The following is a 16,523-nucleotide window of genomic DNA, read 5'->3' as shown; positions in this document are numbered from 1 at the left end:
AACCATCCTTCCTTAACAGGCCCTCAAGCCAGAACACAGGCGTCTTCGAACGCAAGTCGCGGCAGGCGGCCGAACAGCTTCGACGGATCGCCGTAACCAAGATTGATGAGGAAATTGGATTTCCACGTCGTACCCGCAAAAAATGCCGCATCCACCTTGCCCTTGTCGAAACCGGACATGGCTCCGGTATCAAGCCCGAGCGCGCGGGCGGCAAGAATGAGATAACCGGCTTGCAGCGTGGCATTGCGGAATGCCGTTTCCTCGGCCATCGCCGCACTGGAGGTGAACCAGGAACGCGCATCGGCATGGGGAAACAGCACCGGCAGCTTCTCGTAAAATTCGCTGTCGATGGCAGCGATGACCGTGACGGGTGCTGCCATGGTCTTTTCCAGATTGCCCGAAGAAAGCGCCGGCCTCAATTTTTCCTTGGCTTCCGGGCTGCGTACGAACACGAAACGCGCCGGCGAGCAATTGGCCGAAGTCGGCCCCATCTTCGTCAGGTCATAAAGCGCTGTCAGCGTCTCATCCCCGATTGGCTTGTCCGTCCAGCCATTGTGGGTGCGTGCCTCGGTGAAAAGTGTTGCCAATGCAGCGTCGTCCAATGCTCTCGTCATTTTACTCTCAAATCCCGTCAGAATGTTTGTGTTGTCGGTAGCAGAAACTGCAAAAGCCGCGCGTTGAAAAGGTCAGAATCGGTGATATTGACCGCATGCGCTCCGAAATCGAGAAGGCAAAGCTCGCTTTGCGGCAAACCTTCCGCAAGACGCAGCGACCGGGTATAGGGCACCAGAAGATCATCCTTGGTTGCCACTATCAGAACCGGATTGCCGATCTCGCCGAGGCGCGCGTCGACATCAAAGGCCCGGAGCGCCGCGATGCGCCGAAGCACATTCGCCCTGCCCTGAAAATGCGCGACGCCATGCGCATCGTCACGTGCCAGCCGCTCCTGATGCTCTGACATCCAGGCCGCCGGATAAAGAAACAGCGGCTGGGCTTTCACGAAAGCCTCGACACCGGATTTTTCCAGAAGCTCGATCCGCACATCGAAGCAGCGCCCGGAATGCGGATCGGCCTTGCTCCAGGCATTGATAAGAACAAGCCTGTCGATGAGGCCGGGCTTGCGAAGCGCGATATCGAGTCCGATCAGACCGCCAAGCGCATGGCCCATGAAGTGAAATTTTTCGAGGTTCAGCGCCGAGACGATCTCAAGCACATCATCGGCCATCGCCGATATGCCGCCATCTGCCGGCACCTCGCCGCCGGTCCGGCCAGTTCCGCGATGGTCATAGGTAACGATCCGGAAATGGCTGGAAAGGGCCTCGATCTGCGGCGCCCAATAGGCGCCCGATCCACCCAGCCCCGATGACAGCAGGATAGTGGGCGCCTCAGGCTCGGCCCGGCCATGAACCTCGAAATGCATCATTTTGCCGTTTCGCCTTACTTGCCGATATGTGCGACGGTGGCGATTTCCACCAGTGCATCAGGCTTTACGAGGCCGCACTGGATGCAATAACGCGCGGGCTTGTCGCCGGGGAAATATTCGGCATAGACTGTGTTTACGGCCTGATAATTCGCCCAGTCGGTGATGAAGATGTGGTTCATCGTCACGTCCTCCATCGTGCCGCCGGCGGTCTCAATAACGGATTTGATGGTTTCCAGAACATGGCGTGTCTGGGCGCTGGCATCGCCCACATGCACGACATTATTGTCCTTGTCGAATGGCAGCGTACCGGAAACGTAAACCACGCCATCGGCAAGGGTTCCCGGCGAAAAAGGGGCGATGGGTTTGCTTGTACCGGCAGGCACGACGATCTTCTTCGGCATTTCATTCTCCTCTTTGTGTTTGGGGATCAATCCCTGACGGGTGCGGCCTGCGAAATGACGCCGCAGAAATCATTGACGGTCGCCACCCAGCCGAAAAATTTCTCGACATTGTAGACAGTCGCCTGCTGGATATAGTCCGGGCCCAGATGGTGCGTGGCATCCTCCAGCATCACCCCGAAATATTCGAGATGGAAAGCGTCGCGCAGCGAGCTTTCGACGCAGACATTGGTGGCGATGCCGACGAACACCAGATTGCGGATGCCGCGGGCGCGCAGGACGCTGTCCATATTGGTGTTAAAAAAACCGCTGTAACGCGTCTTCGGCACCAAGATATCGCCGGGCTGGGGCTGCAACTCGTCAACAATGGCATAGTCCCATGTGCCCTTGGCCAACAGCTGGCCCTGCAATTCCGGCCTTTTGCGCATCGTCTTCAGCGCGTTGGACTTGTGCCAGTTGGGCGAACCCGGCCCACCGGCCTCGACATAATCCTTGTCCCAGCCATTCTGGAAATAGATGACCTGAACACCTGCCGCCCGCGCTGCATCCAGCGTCTTCTTGATGTTGGCGATGGTGCCCTTGGCGCCGGAAATATCGAACCCGGCAAGATCGACATAACCGCCCTCGGTCGAATAGGCGTTCTGCATGTCGACCACGACAACGGCGGTCTCGCTGGGCTTGAGGGTAATCGGCTCCGGCCTTGCGGGAAGTGTGACACTTTCCGAACGGCTTTCCGGCCCCTTGTAACCCGCCACGACGGCTTCACTCATTCCGCTGCCTCCAGTTCGGCCAGCACATGCTGGCGGCTCTTCATCAGCGGCTGTACATATTTGCCGAATTTTTCGACGCCTTCGAGAAAATCGTCAAAGGTCAGCATCACGCCGCCCGTTCCCGGCACTTCGCTCATTTCATCCAGCATCGCCGCCACTTCCTCATAGGAGCCAATCAGCGTTCCCATGTTGATGTTGACCGCCGAGACCGGATTGGACATGTGCCGGACATTGGTATCAGAGCCGGACTTGGTGTCGACAGAACTCTGCAGGCCGAGCCACTTGATCGCGTCCTGATCCGCGCCCGCCTTGTAATGCTCCCACTTCGCCCAGGCATCCTCGGATTTTTCTTCCGCGAGGATCATGGTCAGCACGACGGATTTAACCTCGCGACCCGACTTTTCCGTTGCCGCGAGAAGTCGCTCATTGGTGGGTGCAAAAGCCTTTGGCGTATTGACGCCGACGCCGAAGCAGAAGCTGTAATCGGCGAATTTGGCAGAGAACGCCATGCCGGAATTGGAGGAACCGGCGCAGATGAGCTTCACATCCCCCTGCGGCACCGGCTTCATGCGGCAATCATCCATCTGGAAGAACTTGCCCTTGAAGTCCGACTGCCCTTCCGTCAGCAACTCTTTCAGCACGGAGGTATATTCGCCGAGATATTCATAGCGATCACCGAAATAATCGTCGCCCGGCCAAAGCCCCATCTGGCTGTATTCAGGACGCTGCCAGCCGGTAATAAGGTTGATGCCGAAACGCCCGCCGGAAATGGAATCGATCGTCGTCGCCATGCGCGCAACGATGGCCGGCGGCATGACAAGCGTGGCGGCGGTGCCGAACAGCTTGATCTTGGAGGTTACGGCGGCGAGGCCCGCCATCAGGGTGAAGGATTCCAGATTATAGTCCCAGAACTCGGTCTTGCCGCCAAAGCCGCGCAGCTTGATCATCGACAGCGCGAAATCGAAGCCGTACTTTTCCGCCTTAAGCGTGATTTCCTTGTTCAGGTCGAAGCTTGGCTTGTATTGCGGCGCGTTCTCGGAAAGGAGCCACCCATTATTCCCGATCGGTATAAAAACACCAACTTCCATCTTGCTGTTCCCTTTTTTGGCATCAGGCGTTTTCCTGATTTGAAGAAAGAGTAGCAGGTTCCGTGCCAGACGAAAAAAAATAATTTTATCAATTGGATAATTTTTTGGAGGCCAATTTCTTTTTACCAAAAGATAAAAATTTTATCATTTGGTAAATTAACATGCCTGTTTATTCGGCAAATATCGAACGCAATGTGCGGGAAATGAGCGGCTCTCACAGTGGTTCTGAAGCGTTGCACGACAGCCGAAAACCACTCCTCCGTCACGCCGGACTTGATCCTGTATCCAGCCGCGGCCCGTCCGCGCCGCCAATAGAGCCCCGCGCGATCAAACACTTGATCGCACTAGACCCCGGACCAAGCCCGGGGTGACGGCGTGAGGATGCTAAGACGGGGTCAGCACGAATGTGCAACGAGGCATTTCAAGCGCTGTGAAGACAACCAGCGACAAGCTATGCCAAAACCTCAACCGAGGCGTTGCTGCGCGTAGGCATGCACGGCCCTGAAGGCGGCTTCGGCGCCGGCGACGACCCGCTCCTCTTCTTCGATGGTCAGCGAAATTTCATCGAGCGCGGCCGTAAAGGTACGCCAATGCAGGCCGCGCCCTTCCGGAGCGCCGGCCAGATGGCGCGCGCCGAATTCTTCGGTGAGGCCAAGCTTGGCTGCATCTTTAAGAAGGAAAGCCGCGCCGAGGTTCGAGCCTTCGACCACATAAAGCCAGCCCATGGCCTCAGGTAGATCGAACGGCGTTTCGCTGGTAAAGCGCGGCTCGTTTGTTTCAGGAATGGCGTGTCCCAGATCGGCAAGGTCCTGCTCTATCATGGAGAGACGGCGACGACCCTTAAGATCAGGCAGCAGGCCATCAAGCGTTTCATTGGAGAAAAACGCATCGAGGTCGCGATGGAAAAGATATTGCGTTTCCACGAATTTGCCGAAGTTCTCCCGGCTCTCGAACGGCTTCGCTGCCATGATGAAGGTATCGAGACCACCATGCGCGCCACGCGTGGCAGCCCTCAGGCGCTTCACGCGGCTCTGCTCGATCTCTTCCACAGGCGCTGATGGCTCCACAATGGTCATGACGCTTCCCTTTATCCCATATTCAGATTGCCTGATAAAAATCTTTACTTAAACAGTCAAATTTATTTTAGCATTTTTCCTGTGCATCGCTAAAAAATGGCATTCGCGTAAACCGGTGTAAACATTCCATGCCCCACCGGGCGCAACACCGATCCTGAGGCAGCTTTAGAAGCCAATTCCCCCCGTTCCAGCCTACCGAACAATCATTCTGTAATTACCGCTTTACAACTAACATGTCAGTGTGCCATCAATCTGCAGCCATCTTGGAGGAGCATCTTAATTGACCCAGAAATTCGGCCTTTCGGCAGCACTGACGACCCCTTTCAAAACTGACGGAACCGTCGATACAGACGCCATGATCGCGCATGCCCGCCGTTGCCTTGCAAATGGTTGCGACAGCGTGACACTCTTCGGCACCACCGGCGAGGGATGCTCCGTCGGCAGCCGCGAACGGCAGGTCATTCTCTCCCGCTTCATTGAGGCAGGCATTGCGCCTTCCCGTCTGGTCACCGGCGTTCTCGTGGATTCCATCGAGGATGCCGCCGACCAGTCCGCCGAGGCCCTGAACGCAGGTGCCCGCAATATTCTTCTCGCCCCACCATCCTATTTCAAGAATGTCAGCGATGACGGCCTGTTTGCCTGGTTCTCGGCGGTTTTCGAAAAGATCGGCAAGGGCGCGCGCGACATTCTCGTCTATAACATCCCTTCCGTAACCATGGTAACACTGTCGGTCGAACTGGTGGGGCGGCTGAGACAAGCGTTTCCGGGCATCGTCACCGGCGTGAAGGACTCCTCAGGCAACTGGAGCCACACAGAGCGCCTGCTGAAAGAACACGGCGATCTCGCCATTCTGATCGGCGATGAGCGTGATCTGGCCAAGGGCGTTCGCCTGGGCGGTCAGGGAGCCATCTCCGGCGTTGCCAATTTCCTGACGCAGGAAGTCCGCGCCATGGCCGTTGACGGCAAGGACGATGCGCGCATCGTCGATCTTGTTGTGGAACTTCTGAAATTTCCGGTTACGCCCGCCGTCAAGGTGCTGGTATCACACACGACAGGGGAAAATATCTGGTCTGACGTGCGCGCGCCGCTCGTTGCCATTTCACCGGAGGGCCGGCGGCAGATCGAAGGCGCTTTCGACGCGCTGTTTCGCAAACAGGCCGCCTGAACAGACCTTGAAAGGTTGAGCATGGACGATACCGGCGAACAGACATTGCGGGAACGGGCGTATGAAAGCTTTACGCATCACCTTCTCTCGCGCGACGTTCGCCCTGGGCAATTCATCTCGCAACGCCGCCTCGTGGAATTGACGGGTCTGCCGCTGGGCGCGATCCGGGAAGCAATTCCACGGCTGGAGGCGGAAGGTCTGATCAAGACCGTGCCGCAGCGGGGATTGCAGGTCGCCCATATCGACATCAACCTCATTCGCGAGGCGTTCCAGTTCCGGATCTTTCTCGAGAAGGAGGCCGTGGCGCTCTTTACGCGTTCAGCCTCGGACGAGACCATCGCCAAGCTGTTGAAACAGCACCGCGATATCGTCGAGGCGACGGAAAAAGGTGGGGAATCGCCAGAGCTGGACCAGCACGCGCAGCAGGTGGACTGGGGCATGCACGACGCCTTCATCGATAGTCTCGGCAATTCGATCATCTCGAACGCCTACAGGGTCAATTCCATCAAGATGCGCCTCATCAATCAGGAGCGCTTTCGCATCGCAGGCCATGTCAAATCGGTGATGAAAGAACACCTCGCCATTCTCGAAGCCATTGAGAAGCGATCCGTCGAAGACGCCGTGGAGCGGCTGACCGCCCATATCCGCAACGCAAGGGACAGGGCGCTGGCAGTATAGGGCAATTCCGGTAGGGCAGAAGAAAGGTCCTGGCCGGAATTGCATGAAAATAAGCAACAAGCCGGAGGTGAGGAGAATTTCCGGCTAACTGGAGGAGAACTGACATGACGCATTCATTGCTCAACCCCACGCGTCGCGCCTTTCTGGCAGGCACGGCAGCGATCGGTGGCAGCGCGGTGCTCGGCATCCGCCCCGCATCGGCGGCGGTGAACTGGAAAAAACACGCCGGCACCACGCTTGAAGTCAACCTGGTCAAAAGCCCGCGCAGCGAAACGCTGATCAAATATCTGGGCGAATTCGAGGAACTGACCGGCATCAAGGTCAATGCCGAAGCAACGCCTGAACAGCAGCAGCGCCAGAAGGTGGTAATCGAGCTTTCCTCCGGCAAGCCAAGCTTCGACGTTGTGCATCTGAGCTACCACGTGCAGAAGCGACAGTTCGAAAAGGGCAAGTGGCTGGCCGATATCAGCGGCTTCCTGAAGGACCCGTCGCTGACCGATCCGTCCCTCGTCGAAAAGGATTTTGCCGAAGCCGGCATGCTGTTTGCCAAGGATAGCGACGGCGTGCTGCGCTCGCTGCCATTCTCGGTGGATTACTGGATCGTCTACTGGAACAAGGAACTCTTCGAAGCCAAGGGCCTGAAATACCCTGAGACCTTCGAGGAACTGGTGACGGCAGCGGAAAAGATCACCGATCCCGCAACCAACACCTACGGTTTCGTCGCCCGCGGCCTGAAGAACGCCAATACCCCGGTCTGGACTTCGTTGATGCTGGGCTACGGCGCAAAGCCGATCGGCGCGGACGGAAAGGTCGACACCGAATCCAAGGAAGCGGTCGAGGCAGCGAAACTCTATCAACGCTTGATGACCAAAGCCGCCCCTCCCGGCGTTTCCGGCTTCAACTGGGCCGAAGCGCAGTCTGCCTTCCTTCAGGGCAAGATCGGCATGTGGTTCGATGGCGTCGGTTTTGCACCGCCGATCGAAAACCCGGAAAAATCCCGCGTTGTCGGCAAGGTCGGTTACGGTGTCATGCCGAAGGGCCCGGCAGTACAGGCGGCCGGCACCTTCGGCGATGGCCTCGGTGTCGTCGAAGCCAGCAGCAAGAAGGAAGCAGCCTACCTCTTCTGCCAATGGGCAATCTCGCACGACATGGGTGCGCGCCTGCTGCAGGCAGGTGCAGGCGTTCCGTTCCGCCAGTCCATCCTCGAAGACCAGAAGGTGCGTGAGGGCGTGAAGATGCCGGCCGCCTGGCTGGATGCGGTCGTCGGTTCCGGCAAGGTCTCGCAGCTTGCCCTGCCGGTCATCATTCCGGTCACGGAATTCCGCGACATCTACGGCGTCGGCCTCACCAACATGATCGGCGGCGCCGACCCGGCAGCTGAGCTGAAAAAAGCGACGGAACAGTTCGCACCCGTTCTGGCGCGTAGCGAGGGATAATGGCCTCCGTGAGCATCGAAAACACCAAAACAGGCGTCAGCCGGAAAGAAGGGAGCAGGCCCGCAAGGCTTGCTCCTAACTACTGGCCTTTCGTTATACCGGCACTTGTCGTCATCTCGGCGGTGATCGTTTTTCCGTGGGTCTTCACCCTGTGGATGAGCGTGCATCGCTGGACTCTCGGACAGGAGCAGAGCTTTATCGGTTTCGATAACTATATAAGGCTCGCAAGCGACGTGAGGTTCTGGGAGTCGCTCTGGCACACCCTCATCTATACCGTGCTGTCGGTCGTCGCTCCGCTGTTTCTGGGAACATTGGCGGCGCTGGTTTTCGATGCGCAGTTTCCGCTGCGCGGTTTTCTGCGCGGCGTGTTCGTGATGCCGATGATGGCGACCCCGGTCGCCATCGCGCTCGTCTGGACCATGATGTTCCACCCGCAGCTCGGCGTTCTGAACTATCTCTTGTCCTTCATCCATATTGGACCGCTGGAATGGATCTACAACCAGTCCACCGTCATCCCCTCGCTGGTGCTGGTGGAAACCTGGCAGTGGACGCCGCTCGTCATGCTGATCGTGCTCGGCGGGCTGGCTGCAGTACCCCGCGAACCCTATGAGAGCGCCGAAATCGATGGCGCCAACGCCTGGCAGAAGTTTCGTTACCTGACCATGCCGATGATCGCGCCGTTCCTGATGATCGCCGTCATCATCCGCTCCATCGATGCCGTCAAAAGCTTCGACATCATCTACGCGATGACGCAGGGCGGACCCGGCACGGCCTCGGAAACCATCAACATCTACCTCTACAACACGGCGTTTTCCTACTACGACATCGGTTATGGCTCGGCCATGGCCGTTGTCTTCTTCATCATCATCGTAGCGCTGTCCTTTGTACTTTTGATGGTGCGCCAGCGTGCGCAATGGAACGAGATGGAGGATCGCTGATGGCTCGCCAATTGCTCAAACGTAAAAACCTCGACCGCATCGGCCTGTTTTTCGTGGCGCTGGTGATGATTTCGCCTGTCATCCTGTTCTTCATCTGGATGATTTCGCTATCGCTGAAATATGAAATCGACAACGGCGCCTATCCGCCGATCCTCATCCCCGAGCGTTTCGCATGGTCGAACTATGTGAAGGTGTTCGAGGAGAATAATTTCTTCCTCTATTTCTGGAATTCGGTGCTCGTCACCGGTGCGGCCACCATTCTGGCGCTGGTGATCGGCGTGCCTGCCGGTTACGGCATCGCCCGGCTAAAGGCGGAAAAGTCGGCTGTCGTCATCATGATCGCCCGTATGACGCCCGGCCTCTCCTTCCTTATTCCGCTGTTCCTGCTGTTCCAATGGCTGAACCTGCTCGGCACACTCTGGCCGCAGATCATCATCCATCTCGTGGTGACGGTTCCGATCGTGGTCTGGATCATGATCGGTTATTTCGAAACCACGCCGAAGGAACTGGAAGAAGCGGCAAGCATCGATGGCGCATCCTCCTGGCAGGTGTTCCGGCTGGTGGCGCTGCCGATTGCCAAGCCCGGCATCGTCGTCTCCTTCATTCTGGCGGTCATCTTCTCGTGGAACAACTTCGTCTTCGGCATCGTGCTGGCCAGCCGTGAAACGCGCACCCTGCCGGTGGCGGTCTACAACATGCTCTCCTTCGAACAGGTGAGCTGGGGACCGCTTGCCGCAGCCGCGCTGATCGTGACGCTGCCGGTGCTGCTGCTCACCATGTTCGCGCAGAAACAGATCGTGGCGGGCCTGACCGCCGGCGCCGTCAAGGGCGGCTGAATCAACCAATTAAAAATACGGGAACCAAAAACATGGCACCGGTCAATATTCTAAACGTCCAGAAGCGCTTCGGCGCGGTCAACATCATCCACGGCATCGATATCGATATCAAGGATGGCGAATTCGTCGTGCTGGTCGGCCCGTCCGGCTGCGGCAAATCCACCCTGCTGCGCATGATTGCGGGCCTGGAAGAAGTCAGCGACGGCGAAATCCACATCGGCGCGCGTGAGGTGAGCAACCTGCCCGCCCGCGACCGCGATATCGCCATGGTCTTCCAGAACTACGCCCTTTATCCGCACATGACGGTGAAAGATAATATGGGCTTCGCGCTGAAGCTGAAGAAGGTGAGCGCCGACGAAACCAAGGCGAAGGTCGACAAGGCTGCCGCCATTCTGGGACTGGACAAGCTGCTCGACCGTTATCCGCGCCAGCTTTCCGGCGGCCAGCGTCAGCGTGTGGCCATGGGACGCGCGCTGGTGCGCGATCCGCAGGTCTTCCTGTTTGACGAACCGCTGTCAAACCTCGACGCCAAGCTGCGCGTGCAGATGCGCGGCGAGATAAAGGCCATGCACCAGCGCATCGGCACCACCACCATCTACGTCACCCACGACCAGGTGGAAGCCATGACCATGGCCGACAAGATCGTGGTGCTGCATGACGGCGTGATCGAGCAGATCGGCGCGCCGCTCGAGCTTTACGACCGCCCGGCCAACCTCTTCGTTGCCGGTTTCATCGGTTCGCCTGCGATGAACTTCATTCGTGGACGCGTCGAAGAAGGCGTGTTCCGCACCGTGAAGGGCTTAAGCCTTCCCCTGCCCGCCAACAGCGACATTGCCGCACTGGGCGGTCGCGACCTCGTCTACGGCGTGCGCCCGGAACATATCCGTGCAGCAAGCGGCGGTATCGAAGGCCGGGTCGAACTGGTCGAAGGCACCGGTTCGGAAATCTATGCCAAGCTGAACTGCAAGGGCGACGAGATCGCCTGCCTGTTCCGCGAGCGGCTGGACGTGAGGTTCGGCGATACGATCCATATCGCCATCGACCCGGAAATGGTTCACCTTTTCGACAAGGCAACCGGCAAGCGCATCTAAGGCGCATGCCGAGTAAAATTGCGTAAGACAAAGACATAGGGTGACGGGCATGGACAGCCAACACGAGAGCCGCAAACATGTGCTGTGCGTGGGTGCAGCCGTGCTCGACACCCTGTTTCGCGTCCATGACATGCCAAAGGGCGAAGGCAAGGTCCTGCCCTACGAAATGTTGCAGATCGCCGAGGGCATGGCATCCAGCGCAGCCTATGCGGTGCACCGCATGGGCGGCCGCGCCAGCCTTTGGGGTGCTGTGGGCGACGACGAGACCGGAACCCGCATCCTGCGCGATCTCGCCGAAAGCGGTATCGACACCACAGGCATGACAGTCGCCGCCGGCGCACGCTCCGCACTCTCCACGATCATTATCGATGATCGCGGTGAAAGGCTGATCGTCCCTTTTTATGATCACAGGCTGCATGAGAAGAAGCGCTCCTGCACACCAGCGGACCTCGCCGCTTACGACGCCGTGCTGGTGGATGTGCGCTGGCCGGAACTGGCGCTCGATGTTCTTGATGTGGCACGCGCACTCGGCAAACACGCCATTCTCGACGGCGACGTCGCGCCGGTCGAAACCCTCGAAAAGCTCGCACCCGCCGCGACCCACATCGTTTTTTCCGAACCCGCCGCCGCCCGGCTGACGGGGCTTGAGACGGTAGAGGACATGCTGCCGGTGCTGCATGCCCGCTACCCGCAAACCTTCATCGCCGTTACCGCCGGACCGGCAGGCTGCTGGTGGACGGAAGCTGGCGATCCCACTGTCCATTTTCAGGAAACGATGCAGGTCAAGGCGGTGGATACGCTGGCGGCAGGCGACATTTTCCACGGCACCTTTGCGCTTGCCATAGCCGAAGGCATGGAAAGCCGCGCCGCCATCCGGCTCTCCTCCGTTGCCGCTGCGCTCAAATGCACGGTCTTCGGCGGCCGCATCGGCGCACCCACACGCGAAGAGACCGAAGACGCGATGCGGCAATGGCTGGAGCGTGAACGGGGACCGGCGCTACGCGCCTTCTGAGCGCATCCATTGCCCGCATAAAACTATTCCATTTTTGCGATGCCGTTTCCCGGCGAACTAGGCTAACGTCAAGTCAGAGCAAAGCTTTTCGCAAGCCGCGCTTGTTCCACCTTGAGCCTGCATTCCGCAAAAGTGATCGCCCGATGCATCAGACGACCCGCCCGAGACTGCGCGATATCGGCTTGCCGCCCGGCCATTTCGAGACCGGCCCGCTCAATGCCATCACCGATGTCGAAGGCGTGACGATCGGCCATTCGACCGTCATCGAAGGCGACACGATCCGCACCGGCGCAACCGCGATCCTGCCGCATGGCCGCAATCTTTTTCAGGACAAGGTGCCCGCCGCCTTCGCCGTCTATAATGGTTTCGGCAAGTTTGCGGGCTCGACCCAGATCGAGGAACTCGGCGAACTCGAAACGCCTGTCATCCTCACCAATACGCTTGCAACCGGCCGGGCAATCGAGACGATCAACCGCCACACACTGGCGCAGCCGGGTAACGAAAAAGTGGTGTCGATCAATGCGGTCGTCGGAGAGACCAACGATTCCCGCCTCAACGACATCCGCGCTGGACGCCCGACCGTCGAGGAAATTTCGGCCGCGCTGAAAAACGCTGCCGCAGGCCCGGTGGCCGAGGGCGGCGTTGGAGCCGGAACCGGCACGGTGGCTTTCGGCATGAAGGGCGGCATCGGAACCGCATCCCGCATCGTCACCGTCGCGGGGGAGGCCTATACGCTCGGCGTTCTCGTGCAGTCCAATTATGGCGGCCATCTTCTCGTCTGCGGCAAACCCTATGTGAGCCCGGAGCACAAGGACAAGGACGGCTCGATTGTCATCATCATCGCAACCGATGCGCCGCTGTCGTCGCGCAATTTGAAGCGCTTGGCCGCTAGGAGCTTCGGCGGCCTCTCGCGCACCGGTGCTGCACTGAGCAATGGTTCCGGCGATTACGCGCTGGCATTTTCGACCAACGAGCGGCTTCGCAAAACACCCGCACGCCGCAAGGCCGTGGCGGATTTTCCCGAGCTTTCCAACGATGCGATCTCGCCACTGTTCGAAGCTGCGATAGAGGCGACCGAAGAAGCGATCCTCAATTCGCTATGCGCGGCAACAACAACATCAGGCTTCAACGCTGGAACCGGCAAGGTCTCCACGGTCGAGGCCATTTCCATCGATACGCTTAAAACCCTTCTTTCAGCCTGACTTTTCCAGACGGAGTTTTCATGACTAGCCAATCCGGTCGCATCGTTTATCTCAACGGCGAATTCCTGCCCGAGGCGGAAGCCCGCCTTTCCATCTTCGACCGCGGCTTCCTGTTCGGCGACGGCATTTATGAAGTCACCTCCGTTCTCGAAGGCAAGCTGATCGACAGCGACCTGCACATGGCGCGGCTGGAACGCAGCGCCCGCGAAATCGACGTGCCGCTGCCGGTCACAACAAAGGAAATCGTCGAGGCCGAACGTCGCCTGATTGCCGACAACAACCTTGTCGAAGGCATGATCTACCTGCAACTGACGCGCGGCGCGGAAGACCGCAACTTCCTGTTTTCCGCCGATTTGAAGCCGACGCTGGTGATGTTCACGCAGGACAAGAAACTCGTCGGCACCGCCGTGGAAGAGGCCGGAATTGCGGTCAAATCCGTTCCCGACCAGCGCTGGGCGCGCCGTGATATCAAGACCGTCTGCCTGCTGCCGCAAGTGATGGCAAAACGCATCGCCAAGGCTGAAGGCTGCGATGAGGCGTGGATGATCGAGGATGGTTTCGTCACCGAAGGCGCATCCTCCACCGCCTATATCATCACCGGCGACAGGAAGATCATCACCCGCGGCAACAGCAACAAGACCCTGCCCGGCTGCACCCGCCTTGCCGCCCTGCAACTGGCCAAGGAGGCCGGTTTCACGCTGGAAGAACGGCCTTTCACGCTGGAAGAAGCGATGAACGCAGACGAAGCCTGCCTGACCAGCGCCTCCAACTTCGTGGTTTCGGTGACGAAGATCGATGGCAAGCCGGTGGGTGATGGCAAACCAGGCGCGATGGTGAAACGCCTGCGCGCTCTCTATCTCGAAAACGCCCACCGCACCGCGATCTGACCAGGATCAATCTTCGAGAACCGCCCATATGCGCTCGACAACTGGACGGCGGTTCTCCTTGGAACGATAAAGCCGGATATCCACGGCAATATCGAAACTGTGATCGGCGGCACGCACCAGCGCGCCGCTATCCAGCTCATGCCGCATCAGGCTTTCCGGCACCCAGGCAACACCCCATCCCGCCATCGCCATGGCTTTCAGCCCCACCGACATGCTGCCCTCATGCACCCGCTCGAATTTCGGCAGGCGCGCACTCAGGAGATCGCGCAAGAGCGGCCCGAAGAACGATGCTTTTTCGTAATCCAGATAGGCAAAGGGTTTTTTCGCGCCTTCCGTCAGGCTGTGCAGCGGCGCACCATCCTCCGCGGGGGCAGAAACGGGAATGATGTTTTCCGCGCCAAGCATGCGGAATTCGAAGGTCTGCGCATCGAGCAGCATCGGCACTTCGGGGTGGGCGTAGGTCAGAAGGAAATCGCTCTGCCCGTCCACCAGCGAATTGAGGTTCTCCTCCATGCTGCCGGAATCAGGCCGCAGAACCGAAAACAGCGGTCCCGCCTTCTCGTTCACCCGTTTCAGCCAGTCCGGGAAGAAGGTGAAAGACAGCGTGTGCAGCGCCGTCAGCCGCACTGTTCTGGCATCCTCGCCGTCTTCCTGCAACAGGGTGCGACGGGCGTGGTAAAGCTGCTTCAGGGTTTCCTGCGCCACCGGAACGAACTTCACCCCGGCCTCGGTCAGTCGTGAGGGATAGGAAGCGCGATCGACCAGCGTCGCGCCCACCCAGGCTTCCAGCTGCTTGATCCTCCGGCTGAAAGCGGATTGCGTCACATGCCGCTCTTCCGCCGCCTTCGAAAAATTGAGCGTTCCGGCCAGCGCCAGGAAATCCTCGAGCCATTTGATTTCCAAGGGCCTGTTCTCCCACAAAGATGTTGAACCGGCCTTTAGCTGGAACAAGGGTCTTTATTAGGAGCAATAGCAGCTGATTGAAACCCTCTTAAAGGCTTCTTGAATATTCGATCATTCGCGCCCGGCTCGCCACAAGCTCTATCCGGCCGTCGCTCAATTGATTGAGGCAGATGCGCTTCGTCCACGGCCCGTCCGAGAGCGTGAAGAGGAAGCGACCATTGCCGAGCGCCGTCAAAGGCATGGAGCGGCGCGTGGGACCGATACCCATGGTCAGCGACGAACCGGAAATCGTAAATTCCGCCCCTTCGGTAGAGCGCCAAGATCCGGAAAGCTCATCGGGCACCGCATGGTCGCCAACCGGCAGGAACCGACGAGCGGCGTGGCCTGCCTCGCCGACGATCGCGTCGCCCTCGAGCCTCAGAAGCATCGGAGAGGATGCGGAGCGCGATGACACCCAGCCATCGGCATCTTCATAAAGCGTGTCGTCGCCATCGATGAAGGTCGAGGTACTGCCCTTGATCTCCAGCCACCACGGTCCGCTTTCGGTGACATAGAGGCCTTCCGGCAAGCTGGCGGCGGGTTTGGGTAAAGGCAAACCGGTCAGGGCCGCCATGCTTTCCAGCGCAATCTTGAAGCCGTTGGTATCCTCGCGGTTCGATACCACGACGAAACCCGTGCCGTTTTCCGGATCGAGAAGGAAGTACGTCTTGTAGCCGGGATGCGAACCGCCATGACCGACGAAACGTCTGTCGCCGAGATGTGACCAGCGCAGGCCGAGACCATATTCGCTCATCCGTCCATCGGCGAGCCGCCGCTCGGTGGAAAGCCCGTCCAGAACGGCTGCAAAGCTGCCCTCTCCCCGCATCAGCCCCTGCAGCCAGCGGGTCAGCGCTTCGGCACTGCCGGCAAGACTGCCCGAAGCGGAAATATGCAGCCCCGCCGCCGAAAGTTGCCAGTTGCTCTCAGCCTTCCAGTAACCCGGCACCAATCCGTCCACCGGATCGTTCCAGACGTCCGGCGCCTTCAGGAAAACACCGAACGGTCCGGCAATTTGCGTCTGCACGAAATCGTCAAAACGGAAGCCATGGCGCTCCAGCGCCGCCTCGACCAGACGATAACCGGTATTCGAATAGGAAACCTCGCTGCCGGCCGGAAAGTTCAGCCGGGTCAGCCGCGACAGATAGTCTAGAAGCGGGCCGGCCTTCGTTTCGGTGTAGACGGAAAGACCAAGCAGCGAGAGGCATTCGCGCGTGTCCGGCAACCCGCCGCTCATATCCAGCGCCTGCCCGACAGTGACGTCGCGGAGTGGCGATTGCAGCTCCGGCAGATGCTTTCCGAGCGGATCGTCAAGCCCGATCAGATCGGAATGGGCAAGCACCATGGCACAGAAGGCATGTTTGGTGACGGAAGCGTAACGCACCACGCTTTTCGGCGTGAACGGTGCAAACGTCGAAAGGCTCTCAACCCCGCCCGCATGGGCAAAACGGATGCCATTGAGATCGAAACCGATCACCGCTCCGCCTGGCTCGTTGCCGGCCCATTGCGAGACGAAACTCTCGGCAAGCGTCGAAGCGGCGTTCCAGTCGAATTGCTGTGACATTGTTCGGTCTCGTGTCTTCG

The 16,523-nt window shown here is 59.0% G+C and carries 17 protein-coding genes; 9 read left to right on the top strand and 8 right to left on the bottom strand.

Going from position 1 to position 16,523, the window contains the following annotated elements:
• Window positions 1-23 precede the first annotated feature (23 nt).
• The 6 genes from AC1DCP_RS21555 to AC1DCP_RS21530 all read right to left on the bottom strand — a co-directional run bounded on the left by AC1DCP_RS21555 (window position 24) and on the right by AC1DCP_RS21530 (window position 4,755).
• Complete coding sequence (locus tag AC1DCP_RS21555; protein ID WP_003514089.1) at window positions 24-614, bottom strand: malonic semialdehyde reductase; 591 nt, start codon at window positions 612-614, stop codon at window positions 24-26.
• A gap of 17 nt (window positions 615-631) precedes the next feature.
• Complete coding sequence (rutD, locus tag AC1DCP_RS21550; protein WP_065687497.1) at window positions 632-1,423, bottom strand: pyrimidine utilization protein D; 792 nt, start codon at window positions 1,421-1,423, stop codon at window positions 632-634.
• 14 nt (window positions 1,424-1,437) lie between these two features.
• The gene (gene rutC, locus AC1DCP_RS21545) at window positions 1,438-1,824 is read right to left on the bottom strand and encodes a pyrimidine utilization protein C (protein ID WP_003492069.1); all 387 of its coding nucleotides are present in this window, start codon (window positions 1,822-1,824) and stop codon (window positions 1,438-1,440) included.
• A 26-nt stretch (window positions 1,825-1,850) separates the two neighbouring features.
• Window positions 1,851-2,591, bottom strand: coding sequence for a pyrimidine utilization protein B (rutB, locus tag AC1DCP_RS21540; protein ID WP_003514094.1), 741 nt, complete (start codon window positions 2,589-2,591; stop codon window positions 1,851-1,853).
• Entirely contained in the window at window positions 2,588-3,679 is a 1,092-nt protein-coding gene (rutA, locus tag AC1DCP_RS21535) for a pyrimidine utilization protein A (protein WP_065687496.1), read from the bottom strand. Before rutA ends, rutB begins: the two co-directional genes overlap by 4 nt.
• Window positions 3,680-4,143: 464 nt before the next feature.
• Window positions 4,144-4,755, bottom strand: a complete 612-nt coding sequence (locus AC1DCP_RS21530; RefSeq protein WP_003514096.1) for a biliverdin-producing heme oxygenase — start codon at window positions 4,753-4,755, stop codon at window positions 4,144-4,146.
• 280 nt (window positions 4,756-5,035) lie between these two features.
• Here AC1DCP_RS21530 and AC1DCP_RS21525 point away from each other — a divergent pair, with 280 nt between their 5' ends.
• From AC1DCP_RS21525 to AC1DCP_RS21485, 9 genes are all read left to right on the top strand, one after another.
• Window positions 5,036-5,920: a dihydrodipicolinate synthase family protein gene (locus tag AC1DCP_RS21525; protein WP_003504010.1), complete on the top strand. Its 885-nt coding sequence runs from the start codon at window positions 5,036-5,038 to the stop codon at window positions 5,918-5,920.
• A gap of 21 nt (window positions 5,921-5,941) precedes the next feature.
• Entirely contained in the window at window positions 5,942-6,598 is a 657-nt protein-coding gene (locus tag AC1DCP_RS21520) for a GntR family transcriptional regulator (RefSeq protein ID WP_065662132.1), read from the top strand.
• A gap of 104 nt (window positions 6,599-6,702) precedes the next feature.
• The gene (locus AC1DCP_RS21515; protein ID WP_003514099.1) at window positions 6,703-8,034 is read left to right on the top strand and encodes an ABC transporter substrate-binding protein; all 1,332 of its coding nucleotides are present in this window, start codon (window positions 6,703-6,705) and stop codon (window positions 8,032-8,034) included.
• Window positions 8,034-8,972: a carbohydrate ABC transporter permease gene (locus AC1DCP_RS21510; RefSeq protein WP_003514101.1), complete on the top strand. Its 939-nt coding sequence runs from the start codon at window positions 8,034-8,036 to the stop codon at window positions 8,970-8,972. The genes AC1DCP_RS21515 and AC1DCP_RS21510 overlap by 1 nt, the downstream gene beginning before the upstream one ends.
• Complete coding sequence (locus tag AC1DCP_RS21505; RefSeq protein WP_003504003.1) at window positions 8,972-9,808, top strand: carbohydrate ABC transporter permease; 837 nt, start codon at window positions 8,972-8,974, stop codon at window positions 9,806-9,808. The genes AC1DCP_RS21510 and AC1DCP_RS21505 overlap by 1 nt, the downstream gene beginning before the upstream one ends.
• Window positions 9,809-9,840: 32 nt before the next feature.
• A complete protein-coding gene (locus tag AC1DCP_RS21500; RefSeq protein WP_013636780.1) occupies window positions 9,841-10,899 on the top strand; it encodes an ABC transporter ATP-binding protein in 1,059 nt (352 codons plus the stop codon).
• Window positions 10,900-10,948: 49 nt separating this feature from the next.
• The gene (locus AC1DCP_RS21495; protein WP_013636781.1) at window positions 10,949-11,911 is read left to right on the top strand and encodes a sugar kinase; all 963 of its coding nucleotides are present in this window, start codon (window positions 10,949-10,951) and stop codon (window positions 11,909-11,911) included.
• Between the two features lie 143 nt (window positions 11,912-12,054).
• The gene (locus AC1DCP_RS21490) at window positions 12,055-13,113 is read left to right on the top strand and encodes a P1 family peptidase (protein WP_112153303.1); all 1,059 of its coding nucleotides are present in this window, start codon (window positions 12,055-12,057) and stop codon (window positions 13,111-13,113) included.
• Window positions 13,114-13,133: 20 nt separating this feature from the next.
• On the top strand, window positions 13,134-14,000 hold the full coding sequence (locus AC1DCP_RS21485; RefSeq protein WP_013636783.1) for a D-amino-acid transaminase: 867 nt from the start codon (window positions 13,134-13,136) through the stop codon (window positions 13,998-14,000).
• Window positions 14,001-14,006: 6 nt separating this feature from the next.
• Here AC1DCP_RS21485 and AC1DCP_RS21480 read toward each other — a convergent pair whose 3' ends face one another.
• A complete protein-coding gene (locus tag AC1DCP_RS21480; RefSeq protein WP_013636784.1) occupies window positions 14,007-14,903 on the bottom strand; it encodes a LysR substrate-binding domain-containing protein in 897 nt (298 codons plus the stop codon).
• Between the two features lie 88 nt (window positions 14,904-14,991).
• Window positions 14,992-16,503: a serine hydrolase domain-containing protein gene (locus AC1DCP_RS21475; protein WP_065662129.1), complete on the bottom strand. Its 1,512-nt coding sequence runs from the start codon at window positions 16,501-16,503 to the stop codon at window positions 14,992-14,994.
• Window positions 16,504-16,523: the final 20 nt, after the last annotated feature.

The sequence above is a fragment of the Agrobacterium sp. 10T429 genome (assembly GCF_056393925.1).
This window is presented reverse-complemented; position numbering and strand designations above follow the sequence as displayed.